This is a genomic window from Gemmatimonadota bacterium (assembly GCA_022560615.1).
Taxonomy (GTDB): Bacteria; Gemmatimonadota; Gemmatimonadetes; order Longimicrobiales; family Gaopeijiaceae; genus UBA1138.
Genome location: JADFSR010000039.1, coordinates 1 through 21658 on the forward strand (window position 1 = coordinate 1; position 21658 = coordinate 21658).

Sequence of the window (21658 nt, forward strand, 5' to 3'; positions counted from 1 at the left end):
GCACCTCTGGTCGATCCACCGGAAGATCATGCTGCCAAGGGCGACCCTACGAGGAGATCTACGACCTGATGGCGATGCGGGTTCTCACCGATTCGGTGCAAAGCTGCTACGGAGCTGAGGATAAGGATCATCGGGACTGCCATATCCGTTCCGATTCCACCATTCTCCCGCCCGTCCGTAAGCGGCAGCGTTCCGGAGCATTCAACGTCCAGGCACTTCCCGCCCCGAGCTGCGATCCCTTATCATGCGTTGTCCCCCTGCCACCTCTGGAGGCCTCCGGTGCGTCGAGCTTCAACCGTCCGCTACACCTACGCGGACCACCAAACCATCCCGGAAGACCACCGGCGCCACGAGATCGTGGACGGCGAGCTGTTCGTGACGCCCACGCCGCGGGTCAACCACCAGCGGGTAGCCGTTGACGTCATATTGGCGCTGGAGGCGCGGGCCCGCGAGCACGATCTGGGGATGGCTGTAGGCCCCATCACCGTGCACCTCCACGACGAGCTGGTGCTGGAGCCGGATGTCGTCTTCATCCGGAAGGACCGACTGGAGATCGCCGATCCCGAAGGGGACGTGCACGGTCCCCCCGACCTCGTGGTGGAGATCCTGTCGCCGAGCAGCAAGAGCTACGACCGGAACCTCAAGCGGAAGCGCTATCTGGAGAGCGGGGTGGAGGAGGTGTGGATCATCGACATCGACGAGCGAATGGTGGAGGTCTGGCGCCCGGAATCGGAGGAGCCGGAGCAGGTCAGGGACGTCCTGCGCTGGCATGTCGCCGGCCGCGCTTTCGAGATCCCGCTCCTCGAGGTGTTCCGGGGGGTGTAGGCGACTGAGACCATCCGGACCTTTCGCCAGGAACCGGTGTTCCGAGCATTTCTGGACGGCCACGTATGCGCGGGTCATCCTCGCACATCTACGATTGCCCGTACATTCAGAGAGATGGCTACGACGTCGACCACCACTCCCCCGTCGACCCCGACCATCCGCGGCCTCCCCCGCCCCCTCGCCCGGGCTCTGGAAGCGTACGCGGATCGGCTGGACGTCGACGCGATTCGCGACGCCTACGAGCTCGCGGCAGAGGCGCATGCGGGACAGACCCGTGCGTCGGGGCAGGAGTACGTAACCCACACAATCGAAGTGGCGACTCTCCTCGCGCAGCTTCGACTCGACACCGCATCGATCATCGTCGGCCTGATCCACGACGTGGTCGAGGACACCGAGATTTCGCTAGCGGACCTGGAGCAGCGCTTCGGCAGCGAAGTGGCGACGATCGTCGACGGCGTCACAAAACTGGGCAAGGTCCAGTTCCAGTCCGCCACAGAGCAGCAAGTCGAGAACTACCGAAAGATGCTGCTCTCCATGGCCGAGGATGCCCGGGTAATCCTTGTGAAGCTCGCCGACCGAGTGCACAACATGCGCACGCTCGAGCACCTGTCCGAGAACAAGCGCCGACGGATCGCTCTCGAGACCCGTGAGATATACGCGCCGCTCGCTCATCGGCTGGGGATGGCCGCGATCCGGTGGGAGCTCGAGGATCTGGCGTTCAAGTTCTTGGAGCCGGACGCTTACGCGGCGCTCACCAAGAAGATCAAGCAGCGCCGCAAGGAGCGAGAGCGCCAGATCCTCGAGATGCGGCGCCCGCTCGAGGAGGCCCTCGAGGAGGCTGACATCCCAGCCGAGGTGACCGGTCGCCCTAAACACCTCTGGTCGATTCACCGGAAGATCATGCTGCAAGGGCGACCGTACGAGGATATCTACGACCTGATGGCGATGCGGGTTCTCACCGATTCGGTGCAGAGCTGCTACGCCGCGCTCGGCATCATCCACAGCAAGTGGACGCCGATCCCGGAGCGTTTCCACGACTACATCGCGACCCCGAAGTCGAACATGTATCGGTCGCTGCATACGACCGTCTTCGGTCCGGGAAGGCGTCGCTACGAGATCCAGATCCGCACCCATGAAATGCACCGAACCTCGGAGTACGGGATCGCGGCGCACTGGCGATATAAGGAAGACGACGCAGCCCACCGAGGGGGGACCGAGGTCGACGAGGCGCTGACGTGGTTCCGACAAGTGTTGGAATGGCAACAGGATACGGCGGAGCCTGAGGAGTTCATGGAATTCCTCCGCATGGACCTCTTCAGAGGCGAGATCTTCGTTTTCACGCCGGAAGGAGACGTGAAAGCCCTTCCAACCGGCGCCACTCCCATCGACTTCGCGTTCTCCGTTCACACCGAGGTCGGCAACCACTGCGCCGGCGCCAAGGTGAATGGCCGCATCGCCCCACTGTCCCGTGAGCTCAAGAACGGCGATACGATCGAGATCCTGACCAACGCGAAGCAACGGCCGAGCCGAGATTGGCTGGCGTTCGTGAAGACGTCGCGGGCGCGGACGCGAATCCGGCAATGGATCCGCGTGGAGGAGTTCGATTCGGCGTTCAAGATCGGGAAGGACTTGCTGGACCGTGAGCTGAAAAAGGCGAAGCGGACGCTCCCGAGCGATCCGCATGAGCGCCTCGAGGTGGCGATCGCGCTCGCTTACAAGGAGTTCGATCAGGTGTATGCGGCTCTCGGCCGGGGTGACGTCGGTCCAACCGCGGTCATCAAGCAGTTCTTCAGCGACCACGATCCTGCCGAGGTCGCCAAGCGCCAACCCACCGCGCTGGAGCGGATCGCGGCCCGCCTGAAGATCTCCGGCCGTGGCGTGCGCATTCAGGGCATGGACAACCTGATGGTGCGGTATTCGCGCTGTTGTCAGCCGGTGCCCGGAGATCCGGTCATCGGGTACATCACGCGCGGCAGAGGGGTCTCCATCCACAGGCAGGACTGCCCCAATGTGCTCGCGCTCTCCCGCGATCCTGAGCGACGCATCGAGATCGAATGGGCGGCGGAGAAAGGCGATCGATTCTTCGTGAAGCTGTACATGCGGGGATCGGATCGCCGCGGGTTACTTTCCGACGTTGCCAAAGCGATCACGAATACCGGCACCGACATCTCTCACGCGGACATGCGGACCACGGAGGGTGGGATGCACGGCGAATTCGTGGTCGAGGTGCGTGATCTGGCCCACCTCGAAAAGGTTCGCCGCTCGATCGGGCGCGTGAAGGGCGTTCTGGACGTCGAACGGAGAGAGCACTTCGATGACGATGACCTGGGCTGGGCGTGACGCCCCGAGACCGGCAACCGGAGACCGGCAAACTGAAGCGAGTTAGATGAAACGAGCTTTGGTGTGCGGTGCCGGAGGTTTTATCGGTAGCCACCTGGTCCACCGACTCAAAGAAGAGGGTCTTTGGGTGCGGGGAGTCGACCTCAAGCTTCCGGAGTTCTCCGAAACTTCAGCCGATGACTTCGTCGTCGGTGACCTCAGGGACCCCGATGTCTGCAGCAAGGCCTTGGATGAATCTTGTGACGAGGTGTACCAACTCGCCGCCGATATGGGAGGCGCAGGATTCGTCTTCACCGGTGAGAACGACGCGGACATCATGCATAATTCCGCGCTGATCAATCTCAACATGCTAGAAGCGGGTCGCCAAGCTAACATGAAGATGATCTTCTATTCGTCCTCGGCTTGCATCTATCCGGAGCGGAACCAAATGGACCCGGATAACCCAAACTGTGCCGAGGACTCGGCGTACCCGGCTGCTCCTGACAGCGACTATGGCTGGGAGAAGCTCTTTAGCGAGCGGCTCTTCGATGCATTCGGGCGAAACTACGGGATGCAGGTCCGGGTTGCTCGATATCACAATATCTTCGGGCCCGAAGGGACGTGGCAGGGAGGCAAGGAGAAAGTGCCCGCCGCCCTCTGCCGCAAGGTTGCCCAGGCGGAGGATGGTGGGGAAATCGAGGTCTGGGGGGACGGTCTCCAGACTCGGTCCTTCCTTTACGTCGACGAGTGCATTGAGGGTACCCTTCGACTCATGCGATCCGATTGGACGGGCCCCGTAAATATCGGGTCCGACGAAATGGTGACCATCAAGGAGTTGGCCGACATGATCATTGCGATCTCGGGCAAGCAGATCTCGCTTCGACATGTCCCCGGGCCACAAGGTGTTCGTGGGCGGAACTCTGACAACCGCCTGATCGAAGAGCGCCTCGGGTGGAGGCCGACCGCATCCTTACGAGACGGCATCGAAAAGACCTACCGATGGATCGAGCAACAAGTCGCGCACGATGTTGCTGCATGACGACCGCCCTCATCACCGGCATCACCGGCATGGTCGGTTCTCACCTCACCGACTACCTGCTCGACAACAGCGACTGGGACCTCGTTGGGCTCGCGCGTTGGCGCAGCCCTCTCGACAACATCGAGCACCACCTGGATCGCATAAACCGCGGCGATCGGATCCGGCTGGTATATGGCGACCTGCGCGACTACGTCTCGATCCAGCGAGCGATCGAGACTTCGAGGCCCGATTACGTCTTCCACCTGGCGGCGCAGAGCTATCCCCAGACGTCGTTCACCGCGCCGCTCGACACGCTCGAGACCAACATTCAGGGCACCGCACACGTGCTGGAGGCCATCCGGCACTCGGACTTCGATCCGGTTGTCCATGTGTGCGCGTCCTCCGAGGTCTTCGGCCGTGTCCCGAAGGAGCTCGTGCCGATCGGGGAGGAGACGACGTTTCATCCGGCGTCACCGTATGCGATATCCAAGGTGGGAACCGACCTGCTGGGGCGGTATTACGCGGAAGCGTATGGGATGACGGTGATGACGACGCGAATGTTCACGCACACGGGGCCGCGCCGTGGTGACGTCTTTGCCGAGTCCACATTCGCCAAGCAGATCGCGATGATCGAGGCGGACCAGATACCGCCCGTGGTCAACGTGGGCAACCTGGATTCACTACGGACATTCGCGGACGTGCGCGACGCGGTGCGCGCGTATTATCTGCTCGTGACGCATGACCCGGTCGGGGGGGAGTATTACAACATCGGAGGCAACTATTCTTGTACGGTCGGAGAGATGCTCGACACGCTGATCTCGTTCAGCGTCCGAGACGACATCGAGGTAGCGGTCGACCCGGAGCGGCTCCGTCCCATCGACGCAGACCTGCAGGTGCCGGACACGTCGAAGTTCAGGGAGCACACGGGCTGGGAGCCGGAGATCCCATTCGAGACGACCATGCGGGACCTGCTCGATTACTGGCGCGTGCGCGTCGGCAAGGGCCAGAACTTCCTGACGCGGTAAGGCTGAGATGATCATCACGCGCGTCCCTTTCCGCGTCTCCTTCTTCGGAGGCGGCACCGACATGCCGGTCTGGTTCGAGCGCTTCGGTGGCGCCGTCCTGTCGACCACCATCGACAAGTATTGCTACGTGACAGCGCGGCCGTTGCCGCCGTTCTTCGATCACAGGGTGCGCCTGGCCTACTCCCGGATCGAGCTGGTCTCCGAGCTCGACGAGATCCAGCATCCTCTGATCCGCGCAGCGCTAGAGCGCTTCAAGCGGACCGATATCGAGATCCACTACGACGCCGACCTGCCCGCGTGGAGCGGGCTGGGAACGAGCTCCGCGTTCGGCGTCGGCCTTGTTGGGGCGCTGGGCGGGCTCGATGGGCGGCTACTGTCTCGCAAGGACCTCGCCATCGAGGCCATCCGACTCGAGCGACATGTGCTCAAGGAGCCGGGTGGGTATCAGGACCAGGTCGCCGCGGCGTACGGCGGCTTCAACCACATCGAATTCGATCCGACAGGTGACTTCGTGGTCCATCCGATCGTTCTTCCGCCCGAGCGACTGAAGGCATTGCAACGGTCCTTGCTGCTCTGCTACATCCCGAAGGCGCGCCAAAGTGGACAGGTATCACCTGCGCGCAATTACGACCCGGAGGGGTACGATCATTTGCTGCGCTTCATCCACGATTCGGTGAAGTCGGCGCTGCGCATCATCTCGGCCGGGGAAATGAGAGATCTCGGCGACCTGTTGCACGAGACGTGGCTACGCAAGCGCGAGTTCCCTGGAACCACGAACGAGATGATCGACGAGGCGTACAACGCTGCGCGCGATGCCGGGGCGACGGGCGGCAAGATCCTGGGGGCGGGGGCCGGCGGATTCATGATCCTGGTCTGCCCCGAGGAGATGCAGCGCGCGGTCCGCGAGCGGCTCGCCGACCTGCTGTTCGTGCCTTTTTCTTTCGAGCGCACGGGTATGCAGGTCATCCACTACCAGCCCGGGACCCCTCAATGACCGAGTCGCCGATCCTCGTCACAGGCGGTACCGGACTCGTCGGGCGGAACCTCGTCGAGCGTTTACGGGCCGACGGCCACCAGGTCGTCGCGACAGGGAGCGAGTGGGATCTGCGTGAGGCACAGGTGGCACGTGAGCTACTGCAGGAGATCCGCCCCAGGATCCTCTTTCACCTCGCGGCGCGCGTAGGCGGTATCTTTGCCAACTCGACGCAAAAGCCGGGATTCTATAGGGACAACGTGCTGATCAACACGCACGTGCTCGACGCTGCCGTCGATGCGGGCGTCGAGTATGTGTTCGCTATGGGCACGGGGTGTGCGTACCCCAAGCGCCTGGAGGGAGAGCTTCTTCGGGAAGAGGAGTACCTCGACGGCATCCCGGAGGAAACGAACGATGCGTACGCGTACGCGAAGCGCGGCATGCTCGTTCACCTCGAGGCGCTGAAGGAGCACGGCGCCCTCGACTATTGCTACTGCCTCCCGGCGAACCTGTACGGGCCGCACGACAACTTCCACCTGGAGCACTCGCACGTGGTGCCGGCGCTCGTCCGGCGCTTCGTCGAGGCGACCGAGAGCGGAGCGCTGGAGGTAGCGATCTGGGGCGACGGCACGGCGATGCGCGATTTCCTCTACGTCGAGGACTGCGTCGACGCGATGATCCGCCTTCTGGACGAACGCTTTTCAGGGCCGGTCAATGTCGCGTCGGGCGAACAGACGACGGTTCGCGCGCTGGCTGAGACGATCACGGAGGCCGCGGGGTACACGGGGGAGATCACGTACGACACCACAAAGCCGGCGGGCCAGCGGGAGAGGGTCTTCGACGTCCAGAAGATCGGCTCGACGGGTTGGAGCGCCGCGCACACTCTCGAGACCGGCATCAGCCGAACCATCGACTGGTTTCGCTCGCACCGCGGAGATTTCAGAGAGCGATGAGCACGGCGGCGGAGTGACGGAAGCGATCCGGCAGGCCGTCGTACTTGCCGGGGGACTCGGAACCCGCCTCGGGGAGTTGACCGAGAAGCAGCCGAAGTCACTGCTGCCCGTGGGGGGGCGACCGTTTCTCGAGTGGCTGCTCGACAACCTTGCGCGCCAGGGAGTGACCAACATCGTCCTCGCCATCGGCCATCAGGCAGACTCGTTCTCGGAGTGGTTGGCGCGACTCGAGTCGCCGCTGGAGATAGAGACGTTCATCGAGAGCGAGCCACTGGGGACGGGTGGCGCATTGCCGCTTCTGCGCGAGCGGCTCGACCAGAGCTTCTTCGTGCTCAACGGCGACACGCTGTTCGACGCTTCTCTGCCCCGGGTCGGAAAGACTCTGCTCGACTCAGGGAAGCTCGGAGCCGTCGCACTCCGGAGGGTGCCGGACACGGCGCGATACGGACGCGTCAGGCTGGACGGAAGCAACGTCGTCGGATTCGCTGAGAAGAGCGCCCAGAACAACGAAAGCGGAGCGGGGCTCATCAACGGCGGCATCTACGCATTGCGCCGGGAAGCGATCGATCGGCTGGGGACGCCGTCGTCCATCGAGACCGAGCTCCTGCCGGCGCTGGTGGCGGAGGGTGCCCTGAGCGGCGTCGTCGACGAGGGCTTCTTCATCGACATCGGTCTGCCCGAGACGTATGAACGGGCTCAGACGAGCGTGCCCGAGTGGTGGCAGGGCCGCAGCGAGTAGTGGGCGCGCTGGCCACGATCGGCCACGCGTCCCTTGGCGTCCCAACAAGGCATGGTCACGTTCCGGGGCTCACGGTAGCTTCGGGGGTGTTCTTCGCGGACCTCCGTCGAACTGATCAAGCTTGGCCATGACCCTCTGCCGAGATCGCCGAACTGCGGGACTTCATCTCCGTGGAGGCGCGCGTCGACCACCTGGAGGCTGAGAGGTGATGAGGAATTCCGAGCTTCGGGCGGAGCTCGACGCGCTGTGTAGTCGCTTCGGCCTGGCCGACATGTACGTGTTCGGGAGTCGCGCCGAGGAGGTCGCCGCCCGCGTCAGGGGAGAGCCCGACGGTGTTGCTGTGACTCGCCTGTCATCGGACATCGATATCGGTGTACAGCCGCTGCCTGGCGCTAGACTCGGTGGCGACGACGTCGTCCGGCTGACTCAGGAGCTGGAGTGCCTCTTCGAAGCCCCGCGCGTGGACTTGGTCGTGCTACCGGGGTCGAAGGCTTTCCTCGCGTTGGACGTGATCCGGGGGGAACTCCTCTACTGTAGTGACCGGGACGCACAGTCGGAGCACGAGCTCTACGTGCTGAGACGAGCCGGGGACCTGGCACCCTTCCAGAAAGCGCGCGAGGAGCTCGTCCTCTCTCGATATCTCGAGCGATGACGCCGGATCGTCTCAGCCGGAAGGTCGTGACCGAGCGGTCCGACTGGGTGAGGGAGATGCTCGAGCGCATCCGCATGCTCCCTCTTGCGTCTCTTGAGGACTTCGCCTCGGATCAGCGGAACGTCGACGCCGCCGAGTCGTGCCTCAGAAGAGCGCTCGAGGCGCTCTTGGACCTCGGGCGGCACACTCTGGCCAAGGGCTTCGGCGACGCGCCCGCGGAATACAGACAGGTGGCGGAGCGCCTCGGCACCCAGGGTGTGCTCATGGAGGACGAGGCGGCGCTATTCGTCAAGATGGCGGGGTACCGTAACCGAATAGTGCATTTCTACGATCGCGTATCGGACGCTGAGCTGTACGAACTGTGTTCGAGCCGGCTGACGGATGTCGAAGTGGTTCTCGGCGGGCTCCACCGGTGGATCCGCGACCACCCGGACATGATTGACTCGGGCGTGTGACCCGAATCTTCCAGCTGCTCTCGCCGCACCGCGTTCGGATTGCGTCGGGCGTCATGAAGGGGGTCGAGGTGACAGTCGCTCCATCGAATCAGGTCGCGCCCTGCATCAACTGGATTGAACCCTTCGTAGGAGGATGCCGCGAGCACGTTGAGGTCATGGCAGAATTCTGGGTCTCGGATGTGAGCCGCGATCCGGGCACGTAGCTCGGCGGGCGAGATTCCTTCATGGTCGAGGTAGTGATCGGCAGCTTGCGCGAGTTCAGTATCGGCGATGGGAAGCTCGCGACGAGCGAGCCAGATGTCGGATAGGTCCCGTCCCTTACGGCGCTGCGCCAGGGCCCTGAACTTCGTTCCAACCAATTCTGCTGGTTGGAACGTGAGGATGCCCGCTTTGCCGGCCCACCAGCGTGTGTCGACAACATGGTCGAGGCATACCAGGTCAAGGACCGGATCGGCGTCGGCGCAATTGACCTCGAACTTGATCGTGATGGGTGGGCCTGTTTCCGTGGGTGCTGATACCCAGAGGTTGATGCGCGTAGCGGTGACGTCGCAGCGGTCGTCACTCAAACCGAGATCTGTGGTAATCTCCCGCAAGGCGCTAGCGATGGTACCGTGTGCGACGCCACCAACGAGGACGTAGTCGAGGTCCTCACTGTACCGGCGTGGACGGTCCAGGTGCAGCTTGTGGAGACACGTTCCGCCCCGCCAAACGAGATGCTCTGCCGTGTCAGGATGCTGAGCTACCGCTAACGCTAGGATCGAGAGGAGCAGGTCCTGTTCGACCTGACGGTCCTCGCGCCAAGGGACGGTCTTCCTCCATGCGGCCAAAACGGGCCTTGGTATCACGCCGCTTGCTCCACAAGCGTGTTCACCACGACACCCCAACCGTGATCATGGCTCCCTCGCCTCTCTCCTGAAGAGACGAGAAGGGTGTGGTCGCCCGTGTCCGGGGAAGCAAGCTCGCGAAGCCGATCGATCTTGAGGTCCGGATGTGTTCGCGAGAGAAACCAGCCGCATCGGCGAACAGCAGCGCGAGAGCGGAGTCGCGCGGCTTCCACGAGCTTCTCCACGTCCAGATCCAGCCCCCCGAGGACTTCGAGAATGACATTGATCCCGGCGCCGGCTTCAGGTCGATCCGCGAGGTCGAGCACGCAGGTCTCCGGAGTCGCCACCGACAAGGACCCGGTGGGGCCGGTAAGGCCCTGGACGGCGCGCGCCGCAATGCCCGAGGCGGTGTAGAACCGCAAGCGAATCCCGCCGATATCTCTATCGCCCACCTTGCCATCGCAGACCACTTGGAATAGCTGCGATGCTTGGTGGCTGGCCCCGTGACGAGCAGCAGCGGTGAGGAAGGCGAGGTAGTAGGCGCGACCAAGGTGGCGCATCATGTCGTCGATGAACCAATCGGCGGGTACGACTCCCCAGGAGCGGTACTCCGGCGGTACGAGCACGTAGAGCCCCTTCGTCGGGCTGAACAGTTTCTTTCGTGCCTTTGCCTTGTGCACGGCCCAGTAGGTGGTCTTCAAGGTCGCACCAGCACGCGCGGCTAATTCCGGCGCAGTGATAGTCACTACACCCTCAGATAGAAGCCTATCCCACAGCGGCGCAAATGTAAGTAAAGGCATGAATCTAAGTGTATAACAAATATTGAAGTTGTTGCATACTAAGAAAATTGTATGCTGAGACGTGAAACTTTGGATTAGCCAAAGTTAGAAAGATTTTGATACGGAACGCAACTGTGTCAGAGTTGACTGTTCCGGTCGACTAGCCTACGCGGGTCGGCGACAGGGCCCTGCGACCCTCCTCCTTCGGCATTTCTTCGCCTACCTTCCAGGCCTCTCATGATGTCCCTCTCGGAGCATACACCCGACCGCTGTGACCTCCTTCGAACTCGTCTCACGGCACGAGCCCGCGGGTGACCAGCCCACCGCGATAGTCGAGCTCAACGAAGGCCTCAAGCGGGGGGACACCGCGCAGGTTCTCCTGGGAGCCACAGGCACCGGGAAGACGTTCTCGATCGCGCACGTGATCGCTGATTACGGCCGGCCGACGCTCGTGATGTCGCACAACAAGACGCTCGCCGCGCAGCTCTACGGTGAGCTCAAGTCGCTTTTCCCGCACAACGCGGTCGAGTTCTTCATCTCGTACTACGACTACTACCAGCCCGAGGCCTACGTCCCTTCGACGGACACCTACATCGAAAAGGACGCCTCGATCAACGAGGACATCGAGCGGATGAGGTTGCGCACGACCTCGTCTCTCATGGAACGAGAGGACGTCATTGTGGTTGCGTCGGTCTCGTGCATCTACGGTCTCGGAAGCCCGATGGACTACCGGAGCCTGATGCTCCACGTCGAGGTCGGAGGCGAAAAACCCCGGCGCGACATCCTGCGCGGCCTTGTCGACATCCAGTACCGGCGCAACGACTACCTCTTCGAGCGCGGGACTTTTCGTGTACGAGGGGACACGGTCGAGGTCTTTCCGGCGTACGACGACCAGGCGATCCGCATCGAGCTCTGGGGCGATGAGGTCGAGCGGATCACCCGCTTTGATCCGCTGACGGGAGAGATCATCACGACTCTGGACCGAACCGCGATCTATCCCGCGAGCCACTACGTGACCGAGCGTCGCACGATCGACGAGATGGCCCCCCTCATCCGCTCCGAGCTCGACGAACAGCTCGCCAGGTTCCGGAACGAGGGCAAGCTCCTGGAGGCACAGCGGCTCGAGCAGCGCACGAACTTCGACATCGAGATGATGCTCGAGATCGGGACGTGCCCAGGGATCGAGAACTACTCGCTGTACACGAGTCGGCGCCGGACCGGTGAGCGGCCCGCGTGCCTGATCGACTATTTCCCGGCGGACTTCCTCACGATCGTCGACGAGTCGCACGTGTCCTTGCCGCAGATCAACGGCATGTACAAGGGCGATCGGTCCCGGAAGGAGACGCTGATCGAGCACGGGTTCCGACTTCCGTCCGCGCTCGACAACCGTCCACTCAGGTTCGACGAATGGGCGAGTCTGGTGCCCAAAGCGATCTATGCTTCGGCGACACCCGGCGATTGGGAGATCGAGCGATCGGGTGGCGTCGTAGTCGAGCAGATCATTCGGCCGACGGGTCTGGTCGATCCCGCGGTGGACGTTCGTCCCGTGAAGGGGCAGGTGGACGACCTGCTCGCGGAGATCCGCGAGCGCGAGAAGAGAGGCGAGCGCGTGCTCGTGACGACGCTGACCAAGCGCATGGCGGAAGACCTCGCTGAGTACCTCCAGTCGGTCGGCGTGCGCGTCCGCTACATGCACTCGGAGATCGACACCATCGAGCGCATGGCGATCCTGCGGTCCTTGAGACTGGGCAAGATCGACGTGCTCGTGGGCATCAACCTGTTGCGGGAGGGGCTGGATCTCCCAGAGGTGTCGCTGGTCGCGATCCTCGATGCCGACAAGGAAGGCTTCCTGAGAGATGGACGGTCGCTGATTCAGACCATCGGGCGCGCGGCCCGGAACGTGAACAGCCGAGCGATCATGTACGCGGACCGCGTCACGAAGTCGATGCGGCGTTGCATCGATGAGACGAGTCGGCGGCGTGAGATCCAGATCGCGCACAACAAAGAGCACGGCATCACCCCCCAGACGATCCGGAAGAGCGTCGAGGAGATCGAGTTCTCGACACGCGTCGCGGACGCGCGCGAGGCGCCGGCCGTGGTCGCGGAGCCGCGTGAGACCTACGCCGACGAGGTGAACCGCGAGGAGTATATGAAGATCCTCGAGAAGGAGATGGAGGAAGCGGCGGAGGCGTTGGACTTCGAGCGCGCGGCGCTGATTCGGGATCAGTTGTTCGAGCTGCGGGCGGTGAAGTAGTTTAGGGCCCTCACCATCTCCAAGACCTCACTCGGCACCATATGAAGATTGCGGTAGTCGGCTCGGGATACGTTGGCCTCGTCGCAGGTGCCTGCCTGGCCGAATCCGGCAACGACGTGATCTGTGCCGACATCGATCAGGACAAGATCGACGGTCTCAATCGGGGCGAGATCCCAATCTTCGAACCGGGGCTGGAGCCGCTGATCGAGAGCAACCTCGAGGCGGGCCGCTTGAGTTTCACCACGGAGGTGCCTGAGGCGGTGCGCGCCTCCGAGATCGTTTTTATCGCCGTGGGCACGCCACCGGACGAGGACGGCTCGGCCGACCTTCAGCACGTCCTGGCCGTAGCTCGCACGATCGGCGAGTCGATGAATGGCGAGAAGATCGTGATCACGAAAAGCACCGTGCCGGTCGGCACCGCGAAGCGTGTGAGGGACGAGATCGAGTCGCGGACGAAGCATACGGTCCACGTCTGCTCGAACCCCGAGTTCCTGAAGGAGGGGGCGGCGATCGAGGATTTCATGAAGCCTGATCGCGTGGTGCTCGGTGTGGACTCGGAGTACGCTGCAGAGGTGCTTCGCGATCTGTACGCCCCCTTCGTTCGCACGGGGCGCGAGATCTTGATCATGGACGTTCCTTCTGCCGAGATCACCAAGTACGCGGCCAACTCGATGCTGGCGATGCGGATCAGCTTCATGAACTCGATTGCGCAGCTGTGCGAGAAGGCCGGAGCCGACGTGAATGCGGTGCGACAGGGGATCGGCTCCGATACGCGCATCGGTTCGAGCTTCCTCTTCCCAGGGGTTGGATACGGTGGTTCTTGTTTTCCGAAAGATGTGCAAGCGCTCGCACGCACGATGAGCGAGCTCGGTGCCGACCCTTCGATTCTGCAGGCGGTCGAGCACGTCAATCAGCGACAGAAGCGCATCTTGCTCGAGCGGCTCGTCGATCGGCTCGGGGAAGACCTCACGGGCCGCACCGTTGCGGTTTGGGGTCTCGCCTTCAAGCCGAACACCGACGACATGCGGGAAGCGCCGAGCATCGTCACGATCGAGGGGCTGCTCGAACGGGGGGCGCGTGTGGTCGCTCACGACCCCGTCGCGATGGACGAGGCCCGCCGTCGCTTCGGCGATCGTGTGGAGTTCGCGGACGTCAACTACGACGCCTTGCACGGTGCCGCCGCACTCGTAATCCACACCGAGTGGCACCCATACCGGCGTCCGGACTTCGAGCGCATGCTCGATGCGATGGAGCGGCCGCTCGTCTTGGACGGCCGGAATCTCTACGACCCGGACCAGATGGCCGAGAGGGGCTTCGAATACGTCTCCATCGGCCGCGCCGGCGTCGCGGTCAGGACGGAGCGCAGCGACTAGAGCATGCGTGTACTCGTCACGGGAGCGGCCGGCTTCCTCGGTTCTCATCTCGCTGAGCGATTTCTCAGAGAGGGTGATGAGGTCGTCGGGCTCGACAACTTCGTGACGGGTTCGCTCGATAACTCAGCGATTCTGGAAGCGTTCGAAGGATTCAGGCTGATCGAGCATGATATCTCGCAGCCGATCTTCTTCGACGAGGAACTGGATGGGGTCCTCCACTTCGCCTCTCCCGCGAGCCCCGTCGACTATCTCGAGATCCCGATTCAGACACTGAAGGTGGGTAGCCTCGGCACGCACAACGCACTCGGGATCGCATTGGCCAAGGGTGCGCGTTTTCTCCTCGCCTCCACTTCCGAGGTATACGGGGATCCGCTCGTACATCCTCAGCCCGAGACCTACTGGGGCAACGTGAACCCCATCGGCGTTCGTGGCTGCTATGACGAGGCGAAGCGTTTTGCCGAAGCGATTACCATGGCGTACCACAGACACCATGGGGTCGATACGCGGATCGTTCGCATTTTCAACAGCATCATGGCGGATGAGACCATCATGCTGTTCAACGATGAGTCGATGCATATCGAGGCGGTCGAGGATTACTTCGACTCCCGCTCATCCGATCAATTGATCGTCCGGCGGAAGATGCGCGTGCCCGCCTTCAACCCGGAGACGCTCCGAGTCGAGCTCCGAGAGGCGGACGCCCTCATCAAGTACCCCTCGGGGGGCAAGGACTCGTATCGAGTGAGTATGCGGTACGGACGTCGTATCCGCGTGACAGGCGACCACAGTGTCTTCATTAAGGGGCTCGATGGTCGTCCCCAGGCCGTGCCCGTAAGAGACCTGAAGATCGGCGACTACGTCGGGATTCCCGCCAGGCTCCCAGTTGTCGAGCGCGATCTGCCAGACGTGGACCTCATGCAGCACTTCGTTGAAGCAGCGGATTCCGAGGAGGATCTGTGGGGGTGGGCCCTCGTCGGTGAAGGAATCACTCCGCTTCTGGACGAATGGCATGACGAGATCTTCGAGCAGTTACTCAATAGTTCGCGCTACGATGGAAGCGTCAGGAAAAGGAACACGGTCGGCTGCGTATGGCGCTCGTGGAAGCGACAGAACAAGGTCCCGTTGTCGGTGGCGGCGAGGCTAGCTCGGCGGCACGGCGTCACCTGGCCGAGATCCGCGCGAATCGAGGCGTTCGGCACAGGCAAGTCGGTGTCGGTGCCGCGGCAGGTGCTGGTAACTCCGGACCTTCTTTGGCTCCTAGGCCTCTTCATCGCAGAAGGATGTCATGTAGACAGCCGCGGTACCTATCGGCTTCTTGTCTCGTCCGACGAGGAGTACGTGCTGCGAGCGGCGGAGATCTTTGAATCCACGCTCGGCCTCGTGCCTACGGTGATTCCGCCGCAGGACGGTCGAGGGCCCTCGCTCCATGTCGACGGCAAGACGCTCCTCGTACTGTTCCGGGACGTCTTCCAGGTCACGGGGTATTCGCGCGACATTCGCTTGCCCCGGTGGGTCCTCCAGCTTCCGCTCAGCCGCCTGAAGCACTTTCTGGAGGGGTATCGTGAGGGCGACGGCACCCACACCGGATATCCGGAATGTCGGGAGCTGGCCTTCAACACGGTGAGCGAAGGGCTGGCCACGGACCTCACCTACCTTCTGCTTCGCTTCGGGATCGTGGCGTCGGTGGGGCGGTACACGACGACGTTCAAGCAGCGCTACGGTGACCGGGAATTCCCCTTTTGGCGGGTGACCGTCTGTGAGCTCTCCGATTTCGATATCCTGACATGGGACGAGGGAGTGGAGCAGACGCTCAATGCCACCCGCTCCGGCGACATCGTATGGGCGCGCGTCAACGACATCGAGCCGATCGAGGCATCTGAGTTCGTCTACGACTTCTCGGTCCCCGAGTACGAGAACTTCGTGGCGGGCAATGGTGTGTTTGCCCACAACACCTACGGACCTCGCATGAGGCCCGGAGACGGACGCGTCGTGTCGAACTTCATCGTGCAAGCGCTCCGCGGGGATCCGCTGACCCTGTACGGAGACGGTAGCCAGACACGGTCGTTCTGCTACGTGGACGACGAGGTCGACGGGATCTACCGGCTGTTCCACTCCGACCGCTCGGAACCGACCAACATCGGGAATCCGAACGAGTTCACGATCAAGGAGCTCGCACGAATCGTGTTGGAGGAGACCGGTAGCAAGTCCCCGATCGAGTCTTTGCCGCTCCCCGAGGATGACCCAAAGGTCCGGCAACCGGACATTTCGGTCGCGCGCGAGGTCCTCGGCTGGGAGCCGAAGGTCGAGATCCGAGATGGTATCCGGCGGACGCTGCCGTTCTTCGAGGAGGAGCTGGCGCGTCACGACGCGCGCGCCCGCACGATATGATCGAGCAACCACGCAGAGTCGAGAAGCCCTGGGGCTATGAGCTCATCTGGGCCGAGACCGACCAGTACGTCGGCAAGATCCTGCACGTGAACGCGGGTGAGGCGCTCTCGCTGCAATACCACGAGAGGAAGGACGAGACGATCTACCTGCTGAGCGGCACGATGCTGTTCCAGGCGGGACCGTCAGCCGACGAGCTCGTGGACTACCATATGGAAGCGGGTCAGCGATTCCATGTGACGACGGGCACGGTTCACCGCATGGTGGCTGAGACGGACGTGGACATCCTGGAGGCGTCCACTCCGCACTTGGAGGACGTGGTGCGCCTGGCGGACCGCTACGGGAGAGTCGAGCCAACTCCCGAGGGCTCATGACGCCTCTACCTTCGAACAGTTCGATTCTAGTCACCGGTGCCGCCGGGTTCCTAGGATCTCACCTCTCAGAAAGTCTTGTTCATGCGGGGCATCGAGTGGTCGGGCTCGATTCCTTCGATAACTTCTACGACCGGGCCATCAAGGAGCAGAACCTTTCCCAGCTCCGTGCCGCCTCGACCTTCTCCCTCGTTGAGGGCGACATCCGAGATGGCGCAACGTTGGATAGCCTGCCGTCCGATGTGAGCCTCGTGGTGCACCTCGCCGCGAAGGCAGGTGTGCGACCATCGATCGAGGATCCTCAACTGTACTCGAGCGTCAACGTGGATGGGACGTGGCGGCTGCTCGATTGGATGAGACAGCGAGGCATTCCACATTTCGTTTTTGCCTCGTCCTCATCGGTGTATGGGAATTGTGACGTCGCGCCGTTTAGGGAGGACTTGGTCGTGGACCGACCGATCTCCCCATATGCCGCCACGAAGCTCGCCGGTGAGCTCGCGTGTCATACCTATCATCACCTCCACGATCTGTCGGTGTTGGCCCTCCGTTTTTTCACCATCTACGGCCCTCGCCAACGCCCCGATCTCGCCATCCACAAGTTCGCTCGTCTGATGCGCGCAGGGCAGTCGATTCCGATGTTCGGCGATGGTTCCACCGAACGCGACTACACGTACATAGACGACATCCTCCAGGGGATTCTCGCGTCCATCGATCTGCTCCGGCGTTCTGAGCCGCTCTTCGAGATCGTCAACCTGGGCGAAAGCCGGACCGTGTCGCTGCACGAGATGATCCAGGTGCTCGGTGAGGAAATGGGGGTCGAGCCCGCTGTCGATCAGAAGCCGATGCAGCCGGGTGACGTTGAGCGCACCTACGCGGACGTATCTAAGGCGCGGGCGCTGCTCGCGTATGAGCCCAGCGTGGAGTTTCGGGACGGCGTGCGAATGTTCCTCGAGTGGTTCGACGACCCCGAGCGCAGCGGTTGAGAAGGGCGGGCTCACCGCCCTACCAAGGTTTAGGTCCGGTTGGTTACGCAGGAGGTCTTGTCGCGATACCTTATTGCGATTCTTGAGCGCTCCCAGCGGATGTTGAAGGTATCGCGGCTCGAAGAGTTGGCTGAATGGTGGCTAATCGGGAGGCTCGTGACTGCTTGAGGAGCGTGTGCTGACAAAGGACGTGGAGAGGGTCTGGTCTGTCCTGTGCGATGTGGTCGAGTACTGGGACGGCTTCTTGGTTTCCGGGCGCCTCCCCGTCCTCGCACCGGCCCGCGACCGCATCGTGCCCTCGGGTATGCTCTGATGAGCGACTGGACCGGCCGCAGAGTTCTCGTCACAGGCGTCTGCGGCACCGTAGGTCGCGAGATCCTGCGTCAACTCGTTACGGAGGCCCCGACCGAGATCATCGGGATCGACAATAACGAGAGCGAGCTTTTCTTCCTGCAACAGGAGACGAGCGACCTCGACACGCTCGTCACGCTCTCGCTCGGCGACGTACGGGACGCCGCCCGGTTGCAACGTGTCATGGAGGGCGTCGATACGGTCCTGCACGCGGCGGCGCTCAAGCACGTGCATCTGTGCGAGCAATCCCCTCGTGACGCGATTCAGACCAACGTGCTCGGCGCGCAGAACATCGTGGACGCCGCCGAGGCGAACGGCGTCGAGCGCGTCATTCTGACCTCGTCGGACAAGGCGGTGAACCCGACCTCGGTCATGGGCACTTCGAAGCTGATGGGAGAACGCCTCTTCACCGCGGCCTACCTTCGGCGGCGCGACCCGCGACCGATCTTCGCTTCGACGCGCTTCGGCAACGTTCTCGGGTCCCGGGGCTCGGTGATTCCGCTCTTCCACCGCCAGGTACATGACGGAGGGCCGGTCACGATCACCGACCTCGATATGACGCGTTTCATCATGACGCTGCGCGAAGCCGTGAAGCTGACGATGGACTCGGTCTTTCTGGCGCAGGGCGGTGAGGTCTTCGTGACCAAGATGCAGGTCCTCCGGATCGAGGACCTCGCGCACGTGATGATCGAGGAGCTGGCGCCCGTGTACGGGCACGATCCGGACGAGATCCGCATCGAGATCATCGGCGCGAAGATGGGCGAGAAGCTCTGGGAAGAGCTGCTCAACGAAGAGGAGGTCCGGCGCGCGGAGGAGCTGCCGAACCACTTCGTCATCCATCCGGTGGTGCCGACGACGCTGGGAGGCAAGCTCGAGTACATCCACCCCAAAGCGCTCGGCACCGTCGAAGAGGCCTACAACTCGGCGCGCGAGAGGCCGATGACGCGCGAAGAGCTCCGCACGTACCTCAGGGAGCACGAGCTGCTCGAGGTCGACGGCGACGGGGGTGCAAGCAGCGAGGCGGGGCGGACCCGAGTCTGGGAGATGGCGGAACGATGAGGGTGCTCATCCTGGGCGGCGACGGCTACCTGGGTTGGCCCACCTCCATGTCACTCGCTGCCCGCGGCGACGAAGTCATGGCGGTGGACAACTACCTGCGCCGCACCATCGCACGGCAGACCTCGTCCGAAGCGCTGATGCCCAACCCGAATCTGGAGGAACGTGCTCGACTCTTCGAGCAGTTGACGGGGAAGAGCATCGAGGTCCGTATCGGAGACGTCACCGACTACCGAGTCCTCGAGAGCGTGGTTCGGGAATTCAAGCCTGAGGCGATCGTTCACTATGCGGAGCAGCCGTCGGGGCCGTACTCCATGCGGGGCTTCGACGAGGCGCGCTTGACACTCCAGAACAACTTGAACGCGACGTTCAACGTCATCTGGGCGGTCATGCAGCACGCACCTGACTGCCACATCGTGAAGCTCGGCACGATGGGGGAGTACGGGACGCCCGACATCGATATCGAGGAAGGATGGATCGAGATAGAGCACAAGGGGCGCAAGGACACGTTCCTGTATCCCCGTCAGGCGGGCAGCCTCTACCACACCACCAAAGTGCTCGATACCGATCTGCTTTGGTTCTACGTGCGCACTTTCGGACTGCGCGTGACGGACCTCATGCAGGGACCTGTCTACGGCCTCTCGACCGATGAGTCGAATCTCGACGAGCGTCTGCTTCCCAACTTCCACTACGACGACATTTTCGGCACGGTGGTCAACCGCTTCCTCGTGCAGGCGGTGGCGGGAGTCCCGCTCACGGTGTACGGGACCGGTGGACAGGTTCGTGGTTACTTGAACCTGCGTGATACGATGCAGTGCATTCAGTTGGCGCTGCGTTCGAGGGCGGATTCCGGCGAGTTGCGTGTCATGAACCAGTTCACCGAGACGTTCTCGGTGAACGATCTTGCGGATCGCGTGCAGCGTGTCGGGAGCGAGCTTGGGCTCGCCGTCGAGGTACAGAACGTGCCGAACCCACGGAAGGAGGCGGAGGATCACTACTACAACCCCGCGCATTCCGCGCTGCTGGACCTCGGCCTCGAGCCGACCTACATGACCGATGAAGTGCTAGCTGCGATGATGCGTCAGGTGATCGCGTACGAGGATCAGATCGCCAGGGACCGGATTCCTCCGCGCGTGCGTTGGTCGACGGAATGACGGATGATAGCCGCACACGTCTGGAGTTCTCGCCGCCGTTCCTTGGGGAGGAGGAGATCGCCGAGGTCGCCGAGGCCCTGCGCTCCGGCTGGATCTCTCGTGGACCGCGCACCCGCCAGTTCGAGGCAGCGTTCGCCGAGTACCTGGGGGCGCCGTCGGCCCTCGGCCTGAGCTCGTGCACAGCGGGACTCCACCTCGCTCTCATCGTCCTCGAGATCGGGCCGGGTGACGAAGTCATCGTGCCGACCATGACGTTCTGCGCGACCGCGAACGCGGTCGAGCACGTCGGCGCGAAGCCGGTGCTAGTGGACGTGGAGGCGGACACGCTCAACATCGACCCGAAGGCGGTCGAGAACGCGATCACGGAGCGCACGAAGGCGATCATGGTCGTGCACTACGGTGGCCATCCGGCTGACTTGAACGCGCTGCAAGCCATTGCGGATCACCACGGGCTCGCGGTCGTGGAGGACGCCGCCCACTCGTTGCCGGCTCGGTACGAGGGTCGGACGGTTGGTGCCACGCCCAACCTCACGTCCTTCAGTTTTTACGCGACGAAGAACCTGACGACAGGAGAGGGTGGAATGCTCACGGGTGATCCCGCGCTCGTCGATCGAGCTCGAGTACTGAGCTTGCACGGCATCCAGACAGGGGCGTGGGATCGTCACTCGGAGGGCGGGACCTGGTACTACGAGGTCGTCGCGCCCGGCTACAAGTACAATATGACGGACTTGGAGGCGGCGCTGGGCATGTGTCAATTGAAGAAGTTGGACAGCATGCAGGCGCGCCGGAGAGAGATCGTAGACCTTTATCAAGAGGCGTTCGCCGACATCGAGGGGTTGGAGTTGCCCTCCACGAGGCATGGCGTCGATCCTGCCTGGCACTTGTTCCCCATACGGGTGCGACCCGATGTTCTCGGCATAGACCGTGACCAGCTCGTTCACGGTCTGACCGAGCAGGGCATCGGCACTTCGGTTCACTTCATTCCACTACACGTGCAACCGTACTACCGAGAAAAGTACGGACTGACGACGGAGGATTTTCCAGTGGCGCATGACGCCTTCGAGCGCCTGGTGACCATTCCCTTGCATCCGGGGCTGAGCGACGAGGACGGAGAACGAATCGTGGACGCGATCCGCGGCACAATATGCCAAAGGAAGTGACGTGATAGGTGT

Annotated in this window: 19 protein-coding genes and 1 pseudogene; 19 read left to right on the forward strand and 1 reads right to left on the reverse strand. The window is 62.7% G+C overall.

All coding sequences use genetic code 11. From position 1 onward, the window contains the following. Positions 1-279 precede the first annotated feature (279 nt). The 9 genes from IIB36_16675 (at position 280) to IIB36_16715 (ending at position 8959) form a co-directional block, all read left to right on the forward strand. Positions 280-825: a Uma2 family endonuclease gene (locus tag IIB36_16675; protein ID MCH7533372.1), complete on the forward strand. Its 546-nt coding sequence runs from the start codon at positions 280-282 to the stop codon at positions 823-825. A 114-nt stretch (positions 826-939) separates the two neighbouring features. Next, positions 940-3165 (forward strand): bifunctional (p)ppGpp synthetase/guanosine-3',5'-bis(diphosphate) 3'-pyrophosphohydrolase, encoded by a 2226-nt coding sequence (locus IIB36_16680; GenBank protein ID MCH7533373.1) that lies wholly within the window; start codon positions 940-942, stop codon positions 3163-3165. A 46-nt stretch (positions 3166-3211) separates the two neighbouring features. Further along, on the forward strand, positions 3212-4183 hold the full coding sequence (locus tag IIB36_16685) for an NAD-dependent epimerase/dehydratase family protein (GenBank protein ID MCH7533374.1): 972 nt from the start codon (positions 3212-3214) through the stop codon (positions 4181-4183). Beyond that, positions 4180-5187 (forward strand): GDP-mannose 4,6-dehydratase, encoded by a 1008-nt coding sequence (locus IIB36_16690; GenBank protein ID MCH7533375.1) that lies wholly within the window; start codon positions 4180-4182, stop codon positions 5185-5187. Before IIB36_16685 ends, IIB36_16690 begins: the two co-directional genes overlap by 4 nt. Before the next feature lie 7 nt (positions 5188-5194). After that, a complete protein-coding gene (locus IIB36_16695) occupies positions 5195-6181 on the forward strand; it encodes a kinase (protein MCH7533376.1) in 987 nt (328 codons plus the stop codon). Next, positions 6178-7113, forward strand: coding sequence for an NAD-dependent epimerase/dehydratase family protein (locus IIB36_16700; GenBank protein MCH7533377.1), 936 nt, complete (start codon positions 6178-6180; stop codon positions 7111-7113). Before IIB36_16695 ends, IIB36_16700 begins: the two co-directional genes overlap by 4 nt. A 13-nt stretch (positions 7114-7126) precedes the next feature. Beyond that, on the forward strand, positions 7127-7852 hold the full coding sequence (locus IIB36_16705) for a nucleotidyltransferase family protein (GenBank protein ID MCH7533378.1): 726 nt from the start codon (positions 7127-7129) through the stop codon (positions 7850-7852). 208 nt (positions 7853-8060) lie between these two features. Then, a complete protein-coding gene (locus IIB36_16710; GenBank protein ID MCH7533379.1) occupies positions 8061-8504 on the forward strand; it encodes a hypothetical protein in 444 nt (147 codons plus the stop codon). Further along, a complete protein-coding gene (locus IIB36_16715) occupies positions 8501-8959 on the forward strand; it encodes a DUF86 domain-containing protein (GenBank protein ID MCH7533380.1) in 459 nt (152 codons plus the stop codon). Before IIB36_16710 ends, IIB36_16715 begins: the two co-directional genes overlap by 4 nt. Before the next feature lie 841 nt (positions 8960-9800). Here IIB36_16715 and IIB36_16720 read toward each other — a convergent pair. After that, positions 9801-10529: a hypothetical protein gene (locus IIB36_16720; protein ID MCH7533381.1), complete on the reverse strand. Its 729-nt coding sequence runs from the start codon at positions 10527-10529 to the stop codon at positions 9801-9803. 304 nt (positions 10530-10833) lie between these two features. Here IIB36_16720 and uvrB point away from each other — a divergent pair, with 304 nt between their 5' ends. The 10 genes and pseudogenes from uvrB to IIB36_16770 all read left to right on the forward strand — a co-directional run bounded on the left by uvrB (position 10834) and on the right by IIB36_16770 (position 21646). Continuing rightward, positions 10834-12816: an excinuclease ABC subunit UvrB gene (gene uvrB, locus IIB36_16725; GenBank protein ID MCH7533382.1), complete on the forward strand. Its 1983-nt coding sequence runs from the start codon at positions 10834-10836 to the stop codon at positions 12814-12816. A gap of 41 nt (positions 12817-12857) precedes the next feature. Next, a complete protein-coding gene (locus IIB36_16730; protein ID MCH7533383.1) occupies positions 12858-14189 on the forward strand; it encodes a UDP-glucose/GDP-mannose dehydrogenase family protein in 1332 nt (443 codons plus the stop codon). A gap of 3 nt (positions 14190-14192) precedes the next feature. Further along, a pseudogene (locus IIB36_16735) lies at positions 14193-14717 on the forward strand (GDP-mannose 4,6-dehydratase). A 384-nt stretch (positions 14718-15101) separates the two neighbouring features. After that, a complete protein-coding gene (locus tag IIB36_16740; protein ID MCH7533384.1) occupies positions 15102-16574 on the forward strand; it encodes a GDP-mannose 4,6-dehydratase in 1473 nt (490 codons plus the stop codon). Continuing rightward, a complete protein-coding gene (locus IIB36_16745; protein MCH7533385.1) occupies positions 16574-16945 on the forward strand; it encodes a cupin domain-containing protein in 372 nt (123 codons plus the stop codon). The genes IIB36_16740 and IIB36_16745 overlap by 1 nt, the downstream gene beginning before the upstream one ends. After that, the gene (locus IIB36_16750) at positions 16942-17925 is read left to right on the forward strand and encodes a GDP-mannose 4,6-dehydratase (protein ID MCH7533386.1); all 984 of its coding nucleotides are present in this window, start codon (positions 16942-16944) and stop codon (positions 17923-17925) included. The genes IIB36_16745 and IIB36_16750 overlap by 4 nt, the downstream gene beginning before the upstream one ends. A 175-nt stretch (positions 17926-18100) precedes the next feature. Then, the gene (locus tag IIB36_16755) at positions 18101-18238 is read left to right on the forward strand and encodes a hypothetical protein (GenBank protein MCH7533387.1); all 138 of its coding nucleotides are present in this window, start codon (positions 18101-18103) and stop codon (positions 18236-18238) included. Continuing rightward, a complete protein-coding gene (locus tag IIB36_16760; protein MCH7533388.1) occupies positions 18238-19335 on the forward strand; it encodes a polysaccharide biosynthesis protein in 1098 nt (365 codons plus the stop codon). Before IIB36_16755 ends, IIB36_16760 begins: the two co-directional genes overlap by 1 nt. Next, positions 19332-20486 carry an NAD-dependent epimerase/dehydratase family protein gene (locus IIB36_16765; protein MCH7533389.1) on the forward strand — a complete coding sequence of 385 codons (1155 nt, stop codon included), beginning with the start codon at positions 19332-19334 and terminating at the stop codon, positions 20484-20486. The genes IIB36_16760 and IIB36_16765 overlap by 4 nt, the downstream gene beginning before the upstream one ends. After that, the gene (locus IIB36_16770) at positions 20483-21646 is read left to right on the forward strand and encodes a DegT/DnrJ/EryC1/StrS family aminotransferase (protein MCH7533390.1); all 1164 of its coding nucleotides are present in this window, start codon (positions 20483-20485) and stop codon (positions 21644-21646) included. The genes IIB36_16765 and IIB36_16770 overlap by 4 nt, the downstream gene beginning before the upstream one ends. Positions 21647-21658 lie beyond the last annotated feature (12 nt).